Annotated in this window: 10 protein-coding genes; 3 read left to right on the top strand and 7 right to left on the bottom strand. The window is 71.3% G+C overall.

Annotated elements, in window-relative coordinates:
• A partial coding sequence (locus AB0435_RS10895; protein ID WP_366426722.1) for a KR domain-containing protein occupies window positions 1-1176 on the top strand: 1176 nt, incomplete at its 5' end.
• A gap of 102 nt (window positions 1177-1278) precedes the next feature.
• Here the strand turns inward: AB0435_RS10895 and AB0435_RS10890 are convergent.
• The 7 genes from AB0435_RS10890 to AB0435_RS10860 form a co-directional block, all read right to left on the bottom strand.
• Window positions 1279-2031 carry an ABC transporter permease gene (locus AB0435_RS10890; RefSeq protein ID WP_366002883.1) on the bottom strand — a complete coding sequence of 251 codons (753 nt, stop codon included), beginning with the start codon at window positions 2029-2031 and terminating at the stop codon, window positions 1279-1281.
• A 211-nt stretch (window positions 2032-2242) separates the two neighbouring features.
• Window positions 2243-3244, bottom strand: a complete 1002-nt coding sequence (locus AB0435_RS10885) for an ATP-binding cassette domain-containing protein (protein ID WP_366002882.1) — start codon at window positions 3242-3244, stop codon at window positions 2243-2245.
• Window positions 3245-3302: 58 nt separating this feature from the next.
• Window positions 3303-8531, bottom strand: coding sequence for a beta-ketoacyl synthase N-terminal-like domain-containing protein (locus AB0435_RS10880; protein WP_366426726.1), 5229 nt, complete (start codon window positions 8529-8531; stop codon window positions 3303-3305).
• Between the two features lie 67 nt (window positions 8532-8598).
• Complete coding sequence (locus tag AB0435_RS10875; protein WP_366002881.1) at window positions 8599-8793, bottom strand: ferredoxin; 195 nt, start codon at window positions 8791-8793, stop codon at window positions 8599-8601.
• A gap of 67 nt (window positions 8794-8860) precedes the next feature.
• On the bottom strand, window positions 8861-10039 hold the full coding sequence (locus AB0435_RS10870) for a cytochrome P450 (RefSeq protein ID WP_366002880.1): 1179 nt from the start codon (window positions 10037-10039) through the stop codon (window positions 8861-8863).
• Between the two features lie 30 nt (window positions 10040-10069).
• Window positions 10070-11125: a DegT/DnrJ/EryC1/StrS family aminotransferase gene (locus AB0435_RS10865; protein ID WP_366002879.1), complete on the bottom strand. Its 1056-nt coding sequence runs from the start codon at window positions 11123-11125 to the stop codon at window positions 10070-10072.
• Window positions 11126-11174: 49 nt separating this feature from the next.
• A complete protein-coding gene (locus AB0435_RS10860; RefSeq protein ID WP_366002878.1) occupies window positions 11175-12551 on the bottom strand; it encodes a glycosyltransferase in 1377 nt (458 codons plus the stop codon).
• Between the two features lie 575 nt (window positions 12552-13126).
• Between AB0435_RS10860 and AB0435_RS10855 the strand changes: the two genes are divergently transcribed.
• The gene (locus AB0435_RS10855; protein WP_366002912.1) at window positions 13127-13762 is read left to right on the top strand and encodes a LuxR C-terminal-related transcriptional regulator; all 636 of its coding nucleotides are present in this window, start codon (window positions 13127-13129) and stop codon (window positions 13760-13762) included.
• 110 nt (window positions 13763-13872) lie between these two features.
• Window positions 13873-14781, top strand: coding sequence for an amidohydrolase family protein (locus AB0435_RS10850; RefSeq protein WP_366002877.1), 909 nt, complete (start codon window positions 13873-13875; stop codon window positions 14779-14781).
• The last annotated feature ends 3 nt before the right edge of the window (window positions 14782-14784 follow it).

Below are 14784 nucleotides of genomic sequence, written 5' to 3'. Positions count from 1 at the left end.
GTCGAGGCCTGCGATGTGACCGACAGGGCTGCTGTGGCGGCTCTGGTTTCCCGGCACCGGATCACCGCTGTGGTGCACACTGCGGGTGTTCTCGACGACGGTGTCATCGGTTCGTTGACGGGGGAGCGTCTGTCGGCTGTTCTGCGGCCGAAGGTGGACGCGGCGTGGAATCTCCACGAGGCGACGAGGGACTTGGACCTTGATGCGTTCGTGGTGTTCTCGTCGGTTGCGGGTACGTTCGGCAGTGCGGGTCAGGCGAACTACGCGGCCGGCAACGCCTTCCTCGACGCCTTGGCACATCACCGCCGGACACAGGGTCTTCCTGCTGTGTCGTTGGCGTGGGGTCCGTGGGCGCAGGACAGTGGCATGACCGGCACCCTCACGGACGCCGATCTCCAGCGGATAGCCCGCTCGGGCATGCCTGCCCTCTCCGCCGAGGAGGGTGTCGCCCTCTTCGACACCGCACTCGCCACCGCCGAACCGCTCCTGCTCCCCGTCCGCCTGGACCTCGCGGTCCTGCGGGCACAAGGCGAGCCGCAACCGCTCCTGCGCGGCCTGATCCGCACCAACACCAGGCGCACCTCGGCCGCCGGCTCGGCGAGCGCGTCCGGCCTCGTAGAGCGCTTGACGGGGCTTTCCACGGCAGAGGCGCGTGAGGTCGTCCTGGAGGTCGTACGCGGCCAGATCGCGGTCGTACTGGGCCACGACGGTGCCGCGGAGATCGACCCGGAACGGGCCTTCCAGGACCTCGGCTTCGACTCCCTGACCGCGATCGAGCTCCGCAACGGGCTGAGCGCGCTCGCCGGGGTACGGCTCCCCGCGACCCTGCTCTTCGACTACCCGACGCCCGTGGAGCTCGTCGACCACCTCCTGACCCGGGTCGCACCCGAGCCGGAGTCCGGCCCGGAGGCGATCCTGAGCGAGCTCGACAAGCTGGAGAGGGCCTTCGGCGGACTCGACGTCACCGATGAGGCCCACGGGCAGATAGCGGGCCGCCTGGAGGTGCTCATGGCGAAGTGGGGCGCCCTGCGGGAGGCCGCCGGTACGGGAGCCGGCCGGGAAGGCGCTTCGGACGAGGAGGAGTTCGACTTCGACTCCGCCTCCGACGACGAGGTGTTCGACCTCCTGGACAACGAGCTCGGACTGTCCGACGGATCGGGGACCGACCTGACCTGACACGTACGACGAAGCGGCCCGTACCGGGAACACCCGGTACGGGCCGCTTCGCTGTGTCCCGTCAGATGGGCGGGAGCGCCGTGAAGAGGCGCGGGAAAGCCGTCAGGGAGTGAGAGGACGGCGGAAGCCCACGACCGCGAGCCAGCCGCCCACGACGGCGAGGCCCGCGCTGATGAGTACCGCGGGGAGCATGGACCCGGTGCCGGGCAGGTCGAGCGCGAGCGCGCGCGTCGTGTCGATCGCGTAGGTCAGCGGGTTGGCCCGGGCGACCGCGCCCAGCCACGTGGGCAGGTCGTCGACCGGGACGTAGGCGCTCGAGGCGAACATCAGGGGGAAGATGGCGATGACCGCGAGGTTCTGCATGGGTTCCGCCCGCCGCAGCCACGCGGCTGCCGCGATGAACACCCACCCCAGGCTCCAGGCGAGGAAGAGCGTGAGCCCGGCCGAGCCGATCAGCTTCCCCGCACCGCCCTTGGGGGAGTAGCCGAGCACGGTGACGGCCAGCACGATGACGACCACGATCTGGATCGCGGCGCGGACCAGGTTCGCCAGGCTGCGGGCGATGAGCAGCGAGCTGGGGTGGACGGGGAGGGAGCGCAGCCGGGAGACCATGCCGTTCTTGAGGTCGTCCACCACCCCGATCCCGGACTGGATCGCGGAATGCACCGCGTTGTCCACCAGGACCGCCGGCATCACGAAGTCGAGATAGCGGACCCCTTCGGGGAAGTGCGGCGGCAGGCCCATTCCGCTGAACACCTGCGTCAGCATGAACAGGATGATGGCGGGCTGCGCGAGGCTGAAGAGGATGACGCTGGGGTCGGTCGCCAGCGCTCGCAACGACCGTCCGGTGAGCACGCGGATCTGGGTGAGGAACGGACTGCCGTCCCATGCGACCGCCGGCCCCGGAGTATTTTCCGGGGCCGGCGGTCGCGCTGAGTTCGGTGTTCCGATGAGTTGTGGTGTCGTCATGGAGTCTCCACGGTCTGCGCGTTGAGCGACGTACGTGAGTGATTCACGTGGTAGGAGCGATAGGCATGATGGGGGCGGTACGTGTGGTGGGAGCGGTTCACGAGGTGCCGGCGCCGGACGCGGCGAAGCCGTTGGGCCGGTCGGCCAGAGTGAGGTAGACGTCGTCGAGGGTCGGCTCCCCGAAGGTCAGCTCCGTCGCCTCGATCCCCACCTGGTCGAGGGCCCGGAGCACGACCGCGATGTCCTTCGAGGCCTCGATGACGACGACGATGGTGCCGTTCTCGTGGTCCACCACCGGCTCCAGGCCCGCCCGCCGCACGGCGGCGCAGGCCACGGCCGGGTCGGCCGCGGCGTCCGGGGTCACCGTCACCGTTCGCTGCCCCACCTTGGCCTTGAGCTCGGCGGCGGTCCCGCTCGCGATCACCGCGCCGGCGGAGAGCACGGCGATGGAGTCGGCGAGGCGGTCCGCCTCGTCGAGGTACTGCGTCGTGAGCAGGACCGTGGTGCCCTGGGCGACGAGCCCCTCCACGATCTCCCAGAGGTTCAGCCGGCTCGACGGGTCCAGGCCGGTGGTCGGCTCGTCGAGGAAGATGACGTCGGGGTGGCCGACGAGGGACGCGGCGAGGTCGAGCCGTCGGCGCAGGCCGCCGGAGTACGTGCCCGGCCGACGCGTCGCGAAGTCCTGGAGCCCGAAGAGCTCCAGCAGTTCGTCGGCCCTGGCCCGGGCCGCCTTGCGGTCGGCGCCGAGCAGCCGGGCCAGCAGGATGAGGTTGTCCCGCCCGCTGAGCTGGCTGTCGACCGAGGCGAACTGGCCGGTCAGGCCCACGCGTTTGCGTACCTCCCACGGCTGGCGGACGACGTCGAAACCGGCCACCGCCGCCCGGCCCGAGCTGGGCGGCAGTGCGGCGACGAGGACGTTGACGAGCGTGGTCTTGCCCGCGCCGTTGTGCCCGAGGAGGGCCAGGACCGTTCCCCGGCGCGCGGATACGCTCACCGAGTCGAGGGCGCGTACGGAACCGAAGACCTTGCTGACGCCGTCCGCCTCGATCATGATGTCCCCGGCCGTCCGGGCGGTGGTGGGCCGAGCGAGCCCGCTCATGCGATCTCCTGCGAGAGTGTGTGGTGCCGATGGCGGCGGTGGGCGACGGGCCCGCGTGTCATCCGGTGCCGTCCAACAGGCGGAACAGGTCGTCGTCGCTGGCCGATTCCAACGACTCCAGGTCGAGTGGGCCTGCCGCGGGTGCCTCGGTGGCGCATCCGGCCGCCGCGGCCTTCAGGCGCGCCGACGTGTCGGGGGAGAGCATGGCGCCGGTCGCGAGCAGTGCCTCCAGCTCGGCCACGACCGACGCCGCGTCGCGCGCGGATGCCGGAGCCGCGAGCTGTTCGCGTACGAGCCGGACGACGGACTCCGGCGTGGGGTGGTCGTACACGAGCGTGGCGGGGAGCCTGGCCTCCGTGGCCGCGATGAGCCGGTTGCGCAGCTCGACCGCGTTCACCGAGTTGATGCCCATGCTCCTGAAGGTCCGGCCGCCCTCGTCGCTGCGCGGTTCCCGGCCGCCGAGAACGGCGGAGACCTCGGTGAGGACCAAGGCCAGGACCAGCGCGTCCTGTTCGGGGCCGTCGAGGCCGGACAGCTGGGCCGCCAGAGCCGGCGGCTCGCCGGACCCGTCGCCGAGGGCCGTTGTGCCGCTCCCGCCGCTCGCGGGGCCCCCGATCGCCACCGAATCCGCCGGGGCGTACGCCAGCCAGAAGTGCCGGCGCTGGAAGGGGTAGGTCGGCAGGGAGACGGTCCGGGCCTTGGGCAGCACCGCCCGCCAGTCGACGGACGCGCCGTGGGCGTGCACGCGGGCGGCGGCGGTGAGCAAGGACTGACGCTCGCCCTGTCCGGTGCGCAGGGTCGGCACGACGGCGGCCTCGGTGTGCGGGGCCGCGGACGCCAGGCACTCGTCGATCATCGGAGTGAGTTGCGGGGTGGGGCCCAGCTCCAGGAATCCGGTGACGCGCTCGTCCCGGAGCCGGTCGATCACGCTCTTGAAGCGCACGGACTGCCGAACGTGCCGCACCCAGTGGTCGGGGTCGTGGGCGTCGTCACGGGTCATGGGCCGCCCGGTGACGGTCGAGACCAGCGGAACGGCCGGTGCGGCGTAGGACAGCGAGCGGGCGACCCGTCCGTACTCGTCGAGCATGGGCTCCATGAGGGGGGAGTGGGCGGCGATGCTCACCGCGATGTGCCGGCTCTTGTGGCCGGCGGCGTTGAGCCGGTCGATGAGCGCGGCCAGCGGTGTCCCGGCGCCCGAGAGCACAAGAGAGTGCGGCCCGTTCACCGAGGCGATCGACACGGTGTCCCGCAACCCGGCGAGCCACGGCGTCAGTTCGCCTTCGGTGATCCGGACCGCCGCCATCGCCCCGCCGGACGGCAGGGCACCCATCAGCCTGGCCCGGGTCGCCACCAGGGTGCACGCGCCCTCCAGGCCGAGCACGCCCGCCGCGTGGGCCGCGGAGATCTCGCCGAGCGAGTGCCCCACCAGACGGTCCGGAGTCACCCCCCAGGACTCGAAGAGGCGGTACAGGGCGACCTGGACCGCGAACAGCGCCGGCTGCGCCCAGGCGGTGTCCTCGAGGAGGGCCGCCTCCTCGGAATCGGGCGCCGCCCACATCACCGAGATGAGCGGCCGGCCCAGGAGCGGGTCCATGGCGGCGCACACCTCGCGCAGCGCGTCCCGGAAGACGGGGAACGCCTCGGCCGCCTCGCGCCCCATGCCGGGCCGCTGGCCGCCCTGCCCGGAGAAGACGAAAGCGAGCCCGCCCGGCGTGGAGTCCTCCAAGGCGACGCCCGCGGACCGCTCGCCGCGCCCGAACTCCTCGGCGGCGGAGAGCAGTTCCGCGCGGCCGGGTCCGCTCACCACGGCCCGGTGCCGGTGCAGGGCGCGGGTGGTGGCCAGGGAGTGGGCGACGTCCTGAGCGGACAGGCCCAGGTCGGCCGCCACCCGGTCGGCCAGCCGCTGTGCCTGGGCGCGCAGCGCCGTCCGGCTCCGGGCTGACAGCACCCAGGGCGCGGCCACGTCACCGGCCGCCGCCGGGGCCTCCACGGCCCGCGTGGGTTCCGTGATGTCCGTGGCGACCGTGGTGTCTTCGGCCGGGGCTTCCTCCAGGATCATGTGGGCGTTGGTGCCGGTGAGTCCGAACGAGGACACGCCGGCCCGGCGGGTGCGTCCGTTCTCCCGTGGCCAGGGCTGGGCCTCGGTCAGCAGTCGCACCGAGCCGGCGGACCAGTCCACCCGGGATGACGGCGCGTCCACGTGCAGGGTCCTGGGCAGCACGCCGTGGCGCATCGCGAGCACCATTTTGATGACCCCGGCGATCCCCGCCGCGGCTTGTGTGTGCCCGATGTTCGACTTCAGCGACCCGAGCCACAGCGGCCGTTCTTCGGGGCGCGCCCTGCCGTAGGTGGCCAGCAGGGCCTGGGCCTCGATCGGGTCGCCGAGCGGTGTGCCGGTGCCGTGGCCCTCCACCGCGTCGACGTCCTGCGGCGTCAGCCGGGCGTCGGCCAGGGCCTGGTGGATGACGCGCTGCTGCGCGGGCCCGTTCGGCGCGGTGAGCCCGTTGGAGGCGCCGTCCTGGTTCACGGCGGAGCCGCGTACGAGCGCGAGGACGCGGTGCCCGTTGCGCCGGGCGTCGCTCAGCCGCTCCAGCAGGAGCAGCCCGGCCCCTTCCGACCAGGCGGAGCCGTTCGCGGCGTCCGCGTAGGCCTTGGAACGGGAGTCGGGGGAGAGCGCGCGCAGCCGGGAGAAGTGGGTGAAGGGGGTGGGCGACGCCATGACGTTGACGCCGCCGGCCAGCGCGAGGGTGGACTCGCCGGACTGCAGGGACCGGCAGGCCAGGTGCAGGGCGACGAGGGAGGACGAGGAGGCGGTGTCCACCGTGAGGGCGGGGCCCTCCAGCCCGTAGGTGTAGGCGACGCGCCCGGAGATCGCGCTCGCGGCGGTCCCGGTGGTGAGCATGCTCTCCCACTCGCCCTGGGCGAGTGGCGCTCCGGAGGCGTAGTCGCGGTGCATGGCTCCGGTGAACACCCCCGTGCGGGAGCCCTTGAGGGTCGTCGGGTCGATGCCGGCCCGTTCGAAGGCTTCCCAGGACGCTTCGAGGAGCAGCCGCTGCTGCGGGTCGGTGGCCGCCGCCTCCCGGTCGGAGAAGCCGAAGAAGCCCGCGTCGAAGTGGCCCGCGTCGTGCAGGAAGCCGCCTTCCCGGGCGTAGGTGGTGCCGGGGCGGTCGGGGTCCTCGTCGAAGAGTCGGCCGAGGTCCCAGCCGCGGTCGTCGGGGAAGCCCGACATCGCGTCGGTCCCCTCGGCGAGCAGGTCCCACAGGGCCCGGGGGGCGTCGGCCCCGCCGGGCAGCCGGCAGGCCATGCCGATGATCGCCACGGGTTCGGCGGAGCCGGCTCCGCCTGCCGGGGGAGTGTCCCCGGCCGTCTCCTGCTGCTGTCCGGCGAGCATGTGTGCGGCGGCCCGGGGGGTGGGGAAGTCGAAGGCAAGAGTGGTCGGGAGCGGCATGCCGGTCTCCTCCCGCAGCAGATTGCGCAGCCGGATCGCGAGGACGGAGTCGATGCCGAGGCGGCGGAAGTCCGTGTCGGGGGAGTAGTCGGGAGAGAGGGGGCTCGCGTCGCCGCTGTGTCCCAGCACCCTGCCGACGCAGCCGCGTACGAGCTCCAGGGCCTCTTCGGCCGTCCGCGGCGGGGCCGCGCCGGGCCGTGCCGGTGCGGGCGCGGCCTCGTTCCCGGCCATGAGCCGCTCCAGCGCCCGGCGGTCGAGCTTTCCAGCGGGGGTGAGGGGGAGCGCGGGCACGGTGACCAGTTCCAGGGGAATCTTGTGGTCGGCGACCCCGAGCCGGCGCAGGAAGGCCGTCACCTCGGTCAGACCGACGGCGGGGTCCGCCCGGTCGGTCACGATCAGGCACGGGTACTCCCCGAGCCGCCGGTCCGGGGCGCCGACCACGGTCAGCGGGCCCAGCCCCGTGAGGCCCGCTAGCAGATCTTGGATCTCGGTGGCGCTGACCTTCCGGCCGCCCACGTTGATCAGCTCGGTCGCCCGGCCGTGCAGGACCACCCGGCCGTCCGCGGTGATCCCCGCGAGGTCGCCGGTGCGGAGCCAGCCGTCCTCGGTGACCGCGGAGCGCGTCAGCTCCGGTTCGCGGAAATAGCCGCGGAACAGGCCCGGGCCGCGGAACTGGAGCTCGCCGGTCTCGCCCGCGGGGCACACCGCGCCGTGCTCGTCGACGACGCGCACCCGGGAGTCGCCCACCGGCCGGCCCGCGCCGCCGGAGGGGTCGCCGGGCCGGGTGCAGGTGCCGGTGCCGATCTCGGACATCCCCCACACCACGGTGAGTCCGCAGCCGAGAGCGGCCTCGACACCCGCGGCGAGCGCGGGGGGAACGGGGGCTCCCGCCGTGCGTACCTCGTGCGGCCGGAAGCCCGTGGGCTCGCCCGTCCCGGCGAGCAGGGTGACGAGGTCGTGCAGTTGGGCGGGCACGGCGAAGACGACCCCCGGGTCGTGCCGTCGTGCCAGTTCCAGGAACCGGTCCGGGTCCCAGCAGGTGAGCAGGACCTGTCCGCAGGCGGCGAACAGGGCCGAGTGCAGGGACTGGAGGCCGAAGAGGTGGGTCAGCGGTGAGGCGGTGATGACCGGGCCGCGGAAGACGCCGGCGGCCTCGGCGGTGACGGTCGCGGTGTTCGACAGGAGACCGTCGTGACTGTGCACGCAGAGCCTCGGCCGGTCCGAGGTCGTCCCGGACGAGGCGATGAGTACGAGGGGCATCTCCGGGGTGATGTCCACCGGCCGGGGCTCGGTGCCCTCCCAGGCCGTCAGCAGGTCGTCCAGCGGGACGACCCCCGGCTCCTCGGGGCCTGCCCCACCCGTCCTGTCCGTCCCGGCCGTCAGCACGGCCCGCAGCGACGGCACGTCCCGCAGCAGCGAACGGGCCGTTGCCGCGACCTCGTCGTCGCGGGGGCCCGCGAGGACGAGGAGGACGGGTTCCGCGCGGGTCAGCAGCGCGTGGACGTCGGCGTCCGAGGTGCCCTGGTGGACGGGCAGCAGCACCGCTCCGACGGCCGCGGCGGCCAGGTGCAGGGTCTCGAACTCCCAGCAGTTCGGCAGCCGCGCCGCGACCACGTCGCCGGGCACGACGCCCGACTCCTGGAGGCCCCGGGCGAGCGCGGCGACGTCTGCCCGCCACTGCTGCCATGTCCACGAGCGGTCCCCGTCGACGACGGCCACCGCATCGGGGACGGATGCCGCGGCGGCCTCGAACACGCCGGGGAGGGTGAGACCTCCCAGGGCATCGGCCGCGTCGGCGGGCGGATCGATCGCGTAGTCATCTGTGTGGACGGGCACCATCACTCCCGGATCTCAAGCTCTTTCGTCGGTTGGGGGACGCGGTCGGCGGATCACCCCGGGGCGGGCGTCAGCCCTCGTGCACGGTGACGGCCCGGGACGGGCAGAGGCCGGCCGCCAGCCGGACCCGCGCCTCCTCGTCGGCACCGGGCTCGGCGAGGAGCACGGCGACCAGCCCGTCGTCGTCCTGGTCGAAGACCTGTGGCGCGGTCAGCACACACTGGCCTGCTCCCACACAGCGGTCGGTGTCAGCGGTGATACGCATGTCGATGTCTCTCCTGCGGTGGATTGGGGTCCGCCGGGGCACACCCGGCGGACGGTCAGGTCGGCGTCTACCAGCGGACCGGCAGCGCGTGCAGCCCGTGCACCACGCCGTCGTGCTTGAAGGACAGTCCGTCGGCGGGCACGGCGAGTTCGAGGGTGGGGATGCGCTCGAAGAGCTTCCGGTAGGCGATCTCCATCTCGACGCGCACCAGGTTCTGCCCGAGGCACTGGTGCACGCCGTAGCCGAAGGCGACGTGGTGCCGGGCGGACCTGGACGGGTCGAACATGTGGGGGCACTCGAAGCTGTTCTCGTCGTGGTTGGCCGCGGCCACCAGGGGCACGATGCCCTCGCCCGCCCTGACGAGCTGCCCGGAGATCTCCACGTCCTCGACCGCCACCCGCAGGGACACCAGGTCGGCGACCGAGTGGAAGCGCAGCGTCTCCTCCACGGCCCGGTCGTCGCCGATCCACTCGGGGTTGGTCAGGAGGGTGACCACGCCCAGCGCGATGTTGTTGGCCGTCGTCTCGTGACCGGCGATGAGCAGGAGCATCAGCACGCCCGACAGCTCGTGCGGGGCGATCGCGCCGGTGGCCAGCAGCCTGCTGACCAGGTCGTCGGCGGGCCACTTCTGCTTGATGTCCACCAACCGGTTGATGTAGCGCAGCAGATCCTTGGCGGCGCCGTTCCGCTGCTCGTCGGTCGAGGAGCGGATGGCGACCAGGGTGCGCGTCCTGGACTCGAAGAAGTCGCGGTCGGCCGGCGGCACCCCGAGCAGCGCGGAGATCACCAGGGACGGGATGGGCAGCGCGAAGTCGGCGACGAGGTCGGCGGAGTCGCCCGCGGCCAGCATCGCGTCGAGGCGCTCGTCCACCGTGCGCTCGATCGCCGGGCGCATCGCGCGGACGCGCCGGACGGTGAACTCCGGGATGAGCGCCTTGCGGAACCGGTCGTGCTCAGGGGAGTCCAGCCCCACGAACCAGCCCGGGATCTGGTCCTGCTTGGGCACCCCCAGGCTCTCGCCGACGTTCGGGAAGCCCGGGTGCTCGGGGTTGGAGCTGATCCTCGGGTCGGTCAGTACGGCGCGTACGTCCTCGTGCCGGGTGACCAGCCAGACCCGGTCGCCGTTGGGCAGGTGCGAGAGAACCAGCCCCTGCTGCTCGCGGTAGCCGGCGTAACCCGGGGGCGGGAAGGCCACGCCGGGTTTGCGCAGCGGGAAGTCGACCACCTGCGGTTCGGCTTGCGTCATGTGCGGATGTCCCCTTTCGGGCATGTTCGTTCAGGCGCCGTAGAACGCGCGGACCTTGCCGATCACGAAGTCCTGGTCGGCGGCGGTCAGTCCGGTGTGCGTGGGCAGGTACAGCCCGTCCTCGGCGAAGACGTTCGCCTTGAGCGAGGGCCAGTCGGGGTGGAAGTACATGGGCTGCCGGCTCATCGGCTTGAAGAACAGCCGGGTCTCGATGGACTGGTCGGCCAGGAACGCCCGGAGCTCCTCGCGGCGTTCGGCCCGGATGTCGTACATCCACAGCACGTCCCGCGGCGGCATCAGGGTGATTCCCGGGACGTCGGCGAGACCCTCGTCGTAGCGCTTCTCGATCGTCCGGCGCGTCTGGAGGATCTCGTCCAGCCGCTCGACCTGGCCGAGGGCGACGGCGGCCTGCATGGCCGTCATCCTGAAGTTGTAGGCGACCTTCTTGTGCAGGAAGCTGTGGTCCTTGGTGAAGGCCATGGCGCGCAGGTGCTCCAACTGCCCGGCCAGCTTGGGGTCGTCGGTGAGGCAGATGCCGCCCTCACCCGAGGTGATGATCTTGTTGGCGAAGAGCGAGTAGCAGGCGATGTCGCCGACAGGGCGGATGCCGTGGGCCTCGGCGGAGTCCTCGACGACGCGCAGGTTGTGCTGGAACGCGATGTCCATGATCGCGTCCATGTCGCAGCGCCGGCCGTAGATGTGGACGGGCATGATCGCCTTCGTCCGTGCGGTGATCTTCTCCTCGATGCGGGTGACGTCGATGTTGAGGTCGTCCGCGCAGTCGACGAAGACGGGCGTCGCGCCGGTGTAGGTGACCGCCCACGCGGAGGCGACCATGGTGAACTCGGGGACGATCACCTCGTCGCCCGGGCCGATGCCCAGGGCCCGCAGGGCCAGCGTGAGGGCGGCGGTCCCGGAGGAACAGGCGACACCGTGCGCGATCGAGTTGTAGTCCGCGAAGGCGCGCTCGAAGCGCTGGATCATCGGACCCTGGGACGATATCCAGCCGTCGCTGACGGTGGCGGTGACATACTCGAGCTCTCGGCCGTCCAGGGCCGGCCTGGACACGGGGTACTTGAACGACATCGTCGGTCTTCTCTTCCTTCTCGAATGGTCCGGGTACTCGGGGGTGTCCTCAGGCCAGCGCCGGGAGCCCGAGGAGCAACTCGGCGGCGGTCTCACGGCCGCCCGCCGCGCGCTGCAGGGCCCCGAGCCGCTGTGCCTTCTCGGCGAAGGAGGGGGTGTTCAGCACGCGGGTGAGCTTGTCGACGACATCGCCGGCGGACAGGGTCTGCGGCCGGTCCAGGGTCAGGCTGATGCCGAAGTCCCGGCCGCGGACCGCCTGGTCGAAGCAGTCCACCCACAGCGGCCGGACCACGAGCGGCTTGCCGAAGTACACACCCTCGTTGTAGCCGTTGCCGCCGCCGTGGGTGAAGAACACCTTCACGTTCGGGTGGGCGAGGACGTCGTGCTGTGAGGGGACCCAGCTCTCGATGCGGAGGTTGGCCGGCAGCGACTCCGCCGGAGGCAGCAGGTGCTGCTGCTCCTTGGACAGCTTCCACAGCACGTGGTGCCGGCCTTCGAGCCTGCGGGCGACCTCCACGACGGAGCCGACCTCCGCCCGGGTCAGCCGGGTGATGGTCCCGAGGCCCATGTAGACGATGGACGAATGGGCGTCCAGCCAGCCCTTGAGGTCCTTGTCGTCCGGGGCCTCCGGGAGCGGCGGGACCATCGCGCCCACCAGCCGCATCTTGTCGGGGATGGCGAAGGGGTAGTCCAGCTCCGCGATCGAGTTGCACAGGACCATCTCGGCCTTGTCGATCCTCGCCATCGGGCTGACCGACGGGAGGCCGAGGGCCTTGCGCCGCCGGTTGTCCTGCATGACGACCTTGCTCATCTCGGGGGTGCAGAACATCGCCAGGGTTCGGATCTTGAACAGTTCGTTGCTGATGCGCTGGGTGAGGTTCATCCGGGCCGGCAGTCCGGTGTGGGGGACCGGGAAGCCCTTGGGGGTGTAGCCCTTACCGAAGGGGGTGAAGGCCGTCAGCACGTTGCTCGGCAGGAACGGCACGCTCAGCACGAACGGGATCCCCCGGGCCACGGCCAGCTCGATCGCGAACCCGCTGATGCAGTCGATGACCATCAGCGCCGGTCGCACCTTGTTGACGACGGCTTCGAGCCGGCGGTACTTCACGTCCTGCAGGCCGGGCTTGTAGGACTGCTTGATGACCGCGCGATGTGCCCTGAAACGTGAGGACTGGGTGACCTCGCGGTAGACGCGGTCGTCCCACGTCACCGCGGACAGCTCGGAGATGACCTCGCCCAGGGAGGCGAACTCCACCGGGGAACGCTCCGCGATGCGCTTGACGTCGTCGCGCCGCGGCTCGTCGGTGGCGAACCAGAGGTCCTCCACCCCCTGGCGGGAGAGCTCACCCGCCAGTACGAGCAGCGGGTTGAGCAGGCCGCTCTCCGGAAGGCTGACGAAGAGGATCGGCCGTCGGGCGGAGTCCATGGGTTCCCTTTCGGCGGTGGCGGGCGCGCGTCGAGTCACGCCCCCGTGCGGGTCGGCTGGCCGTACTCACCTTTGATCTCACGCCAGTTGCCGGGAAATCCGTAGACTCCTCCGCCCGCGGCCCCGGCCTCGCCCTCGGAGGGCGCGCGCGACAGGTGCCGACCGGACCGGGTGATCAGGCACTCCGGAAATTCCTGACGCGTTTTCGGGAATGTGGGACAGGAAGCGGTGTGCGCTCACTCTGCGCATTCCTGGGGTGAATTGGGCGCGGCGGCCGGGGAGTTCTCCATCCGACGCGCGGTCACGGATGGTGGTTAGCTGTATGCGGAAAGTGAGAATTCTTCCTGGGTGTGGCTCAAAGGTGTGGTCGTTGGCGCGATTTCGGCCGAACCCTTTTTCGGTGGGGCCGCAGGTTTAGGTGACTCGGCATGGCGGTCGTTGCTCCGCGGTCGGTAGGTAACTAGCCTTCCAATTCATCCCACCTGCACGCGAAGTCTCATGAAGGGGATCCTCCTTTGCTGAACTCAGCCCCCACACTCATTGATTCGGACGTCTTAGAGACAGGCGGTGACTCGATGGGCCGGGCCGGCGGCGCGGACCTGCACCAGCAGCCCGACCAGCAAGGCATGTGCGTGGCGGGGCTCGACGCGGCCCTGACCATCCAGCAGGCGAACCAGGATTTCTTCCGGCAGTTCAACCGCTCGTCGGAGGAACTGTGCGGCCGCAACATCCGTGATGTGGTGCACCCGAGCGTCCAGCAGCCGCTGTTGCGTCAGTTCTCCCACTTGCTCGAAGGCAAGCACCAGCGTTTCGTCACTCCGGTCATCGCCGTGCGCCCCGGTGAGGAGTCCGCTTTCACCGTTCCCCTCACCGCGATCGCGGTGAGCGGCGGACTGCCCGGCACGAACGCGATCCTGGTGATGATGCCCACGACCGGGGGCACCGAGGAGCCCCGGATGGTCACCAACCGGAAAAAGGTCCTCTCCGCCATGGACGCCCGTATCCTCGAGGGCATCGCCGCAGGTATATCCACCGTCCCGCTGGCCTCACGCCTCTTCCTGAGCCCGCACGGTGTCGAATACCACGTGACCTGCCTGCTGCGGAAACTGAAGGTGCGCAACCGCACCGCGCTCGTCTCCCGCGCCTACTCGATGGGCGTGTTCAAAGTCGGCACCTGGCCGCCCGAAGTCGTGGACGACTTCGTGAAGTGAGCGGCCACGATGACCGGGACGAGGGCACACCCTGTCCTGACGGTGGCCACCGAAAGGGGTGATGGGGCCCGTCCTGCCGCAGTGCGGAGACCCGCGGCAGGATGAGGCCCATGACCACCGACGTATCACCCACGCAGCAGCCCACCGGCGCCGAGCAGGAGCACGTCAGGCGCTTCTGGCAGGAGCTCGGGCTGCCCGGACTGATCGACGTCCACACCCACTTCATGCCCGACAAGGTCATGCGCAAGGTGTGGGCCTACTTCGACGCCGTCGGCCCGCTCACCGCCCGGCCCTGGCCCATCACGTACCGCACCGGCGAGGACGAACGCGTCGCCCGGCTGCGCGCCTTCGGCGTGCGCCGCTTCACAGCCATGCTCTACCCGCACAAGCCCGGCATGGCCGCCTGGCTCAACTCCTGGGCCGTCGGCTTCGCCGCCCGCCACCCCGACTGCCTGCACACCGCGACCTTCTTCCCCGAACCCGAAGCGGCCCGCTACGTGCGCCGCGCCGTCGAACAGGGCGCCCGCGTCTTCAAGGCACACTTGCAGGTCGGCGGGTACGACCCCAACGACCCGCTCCTCGACCCCGTCTGGGACCACCTCGCCGGACGGGGCATACCTGTCGTCGTCCACTGCGGCTCGGGACCCGCCCCCGGCGCCCACACCGGTCCCGGCCCCATGGCCCGTCTGCTGCGGCGCCACCCCGGGACACGCCTGGTCGTCGCGCACATGGGACTCCCCGAGTACAGCGACTTCCTCGACCTCGCCGCCCGCCACCCCGGTGTGTACCTGGACACGACCATGGCCTTCACCGACTTCACCGAAGCCGTCTCCCCGTTCCCCCGCGGGGAGATCGCCCGCCTGCGGGAGCTCGGCGACCGCACCCTCCTGGGCACCGACTTCCCCAACATCCCCTACACCTACCACCACGCCCTGGAGTCCCTGGCCCGGCTGAGGCTGGGCGACGACTGGCTGCGTGCCGTCTGCCACGACAACGCCGCCCGCCTCTTCGGTTTGTGAAAC

Source organism: Streptomyces sp. NPDC051173 (assembly GCF_040689515.1).
Lineage (GTDB): Bacteria > Actinomycetota > Actinomycetes > Streptomycetales > Streptomycetaceae > Streptomyces.
The sequence above is the reverse complement of the archived record's forward strand: the minus strand, read 5'-3'. Positions and strand labels throughout refer to the sequence as shown.

Excerpts from the sequence above, each read along its gene's own strand:
- AB0435_RS10885 (WP_366002882.1), bottom strand. The coding sequence starts at position 3,244 with ATGAGCGGGCTCGCTCGGCCCACCACCGCCCGGACGGCCGGGGACATC.
- AB0435_RS10850 (WP_366002877.1), top strand. The coding sequence starts at position 13,873 with ATGACCACCGACGTATCACCCACGCAGCAGCCCACCGGCGCCGAGCAG.
- AB0435_RS10870 (WP_366002880.1), bottom strand. The coding sequence starts at position 10,039 with ATGACGCAAGCCGAACCGCAGGTGGTCGACTTCCCGCTGCGCAAACCC.
- AB0435_RS10880 (WP_366426726.1), bottom strand. The coding sequence starts at position 8,531 with ATGGTGCCCGTCCACACAGATGACTACGCGATCGATCCGCCCGCCGAC.
- AB0435_RS10875 (WP_366002881.1), bottom strand. The coding sequence starts at position 8,793 with ATGCGTATCACCGCTGACACCGACCGCTGTGTGGGAGCAGGCCAGTGT.
- AB0435_RS10860 (WP_366002878.1), bottom strand. The coding sequence starts at position 12,551 with ATGGACTCCGCCCGACGGCCGATCCTCTTCGTCAGCCTTCCGGAGAGC.
- AB0435_RS10855 (WP_366002912.1), top strand. The coding sequence starts at position 13,127 with ATGGGCCGGGCCGGCGGCGCGGACCTGCACCAGCAGCCCGACCAGCAA.
- AB0435_RS10865 (WP_366002879.1), bottom strand. The coding sequence starts at position 11,125 with ATGTCGTTCAAGTACCCCGTGTCCAGGCCGGCCCTGGACGGCCGAGAG.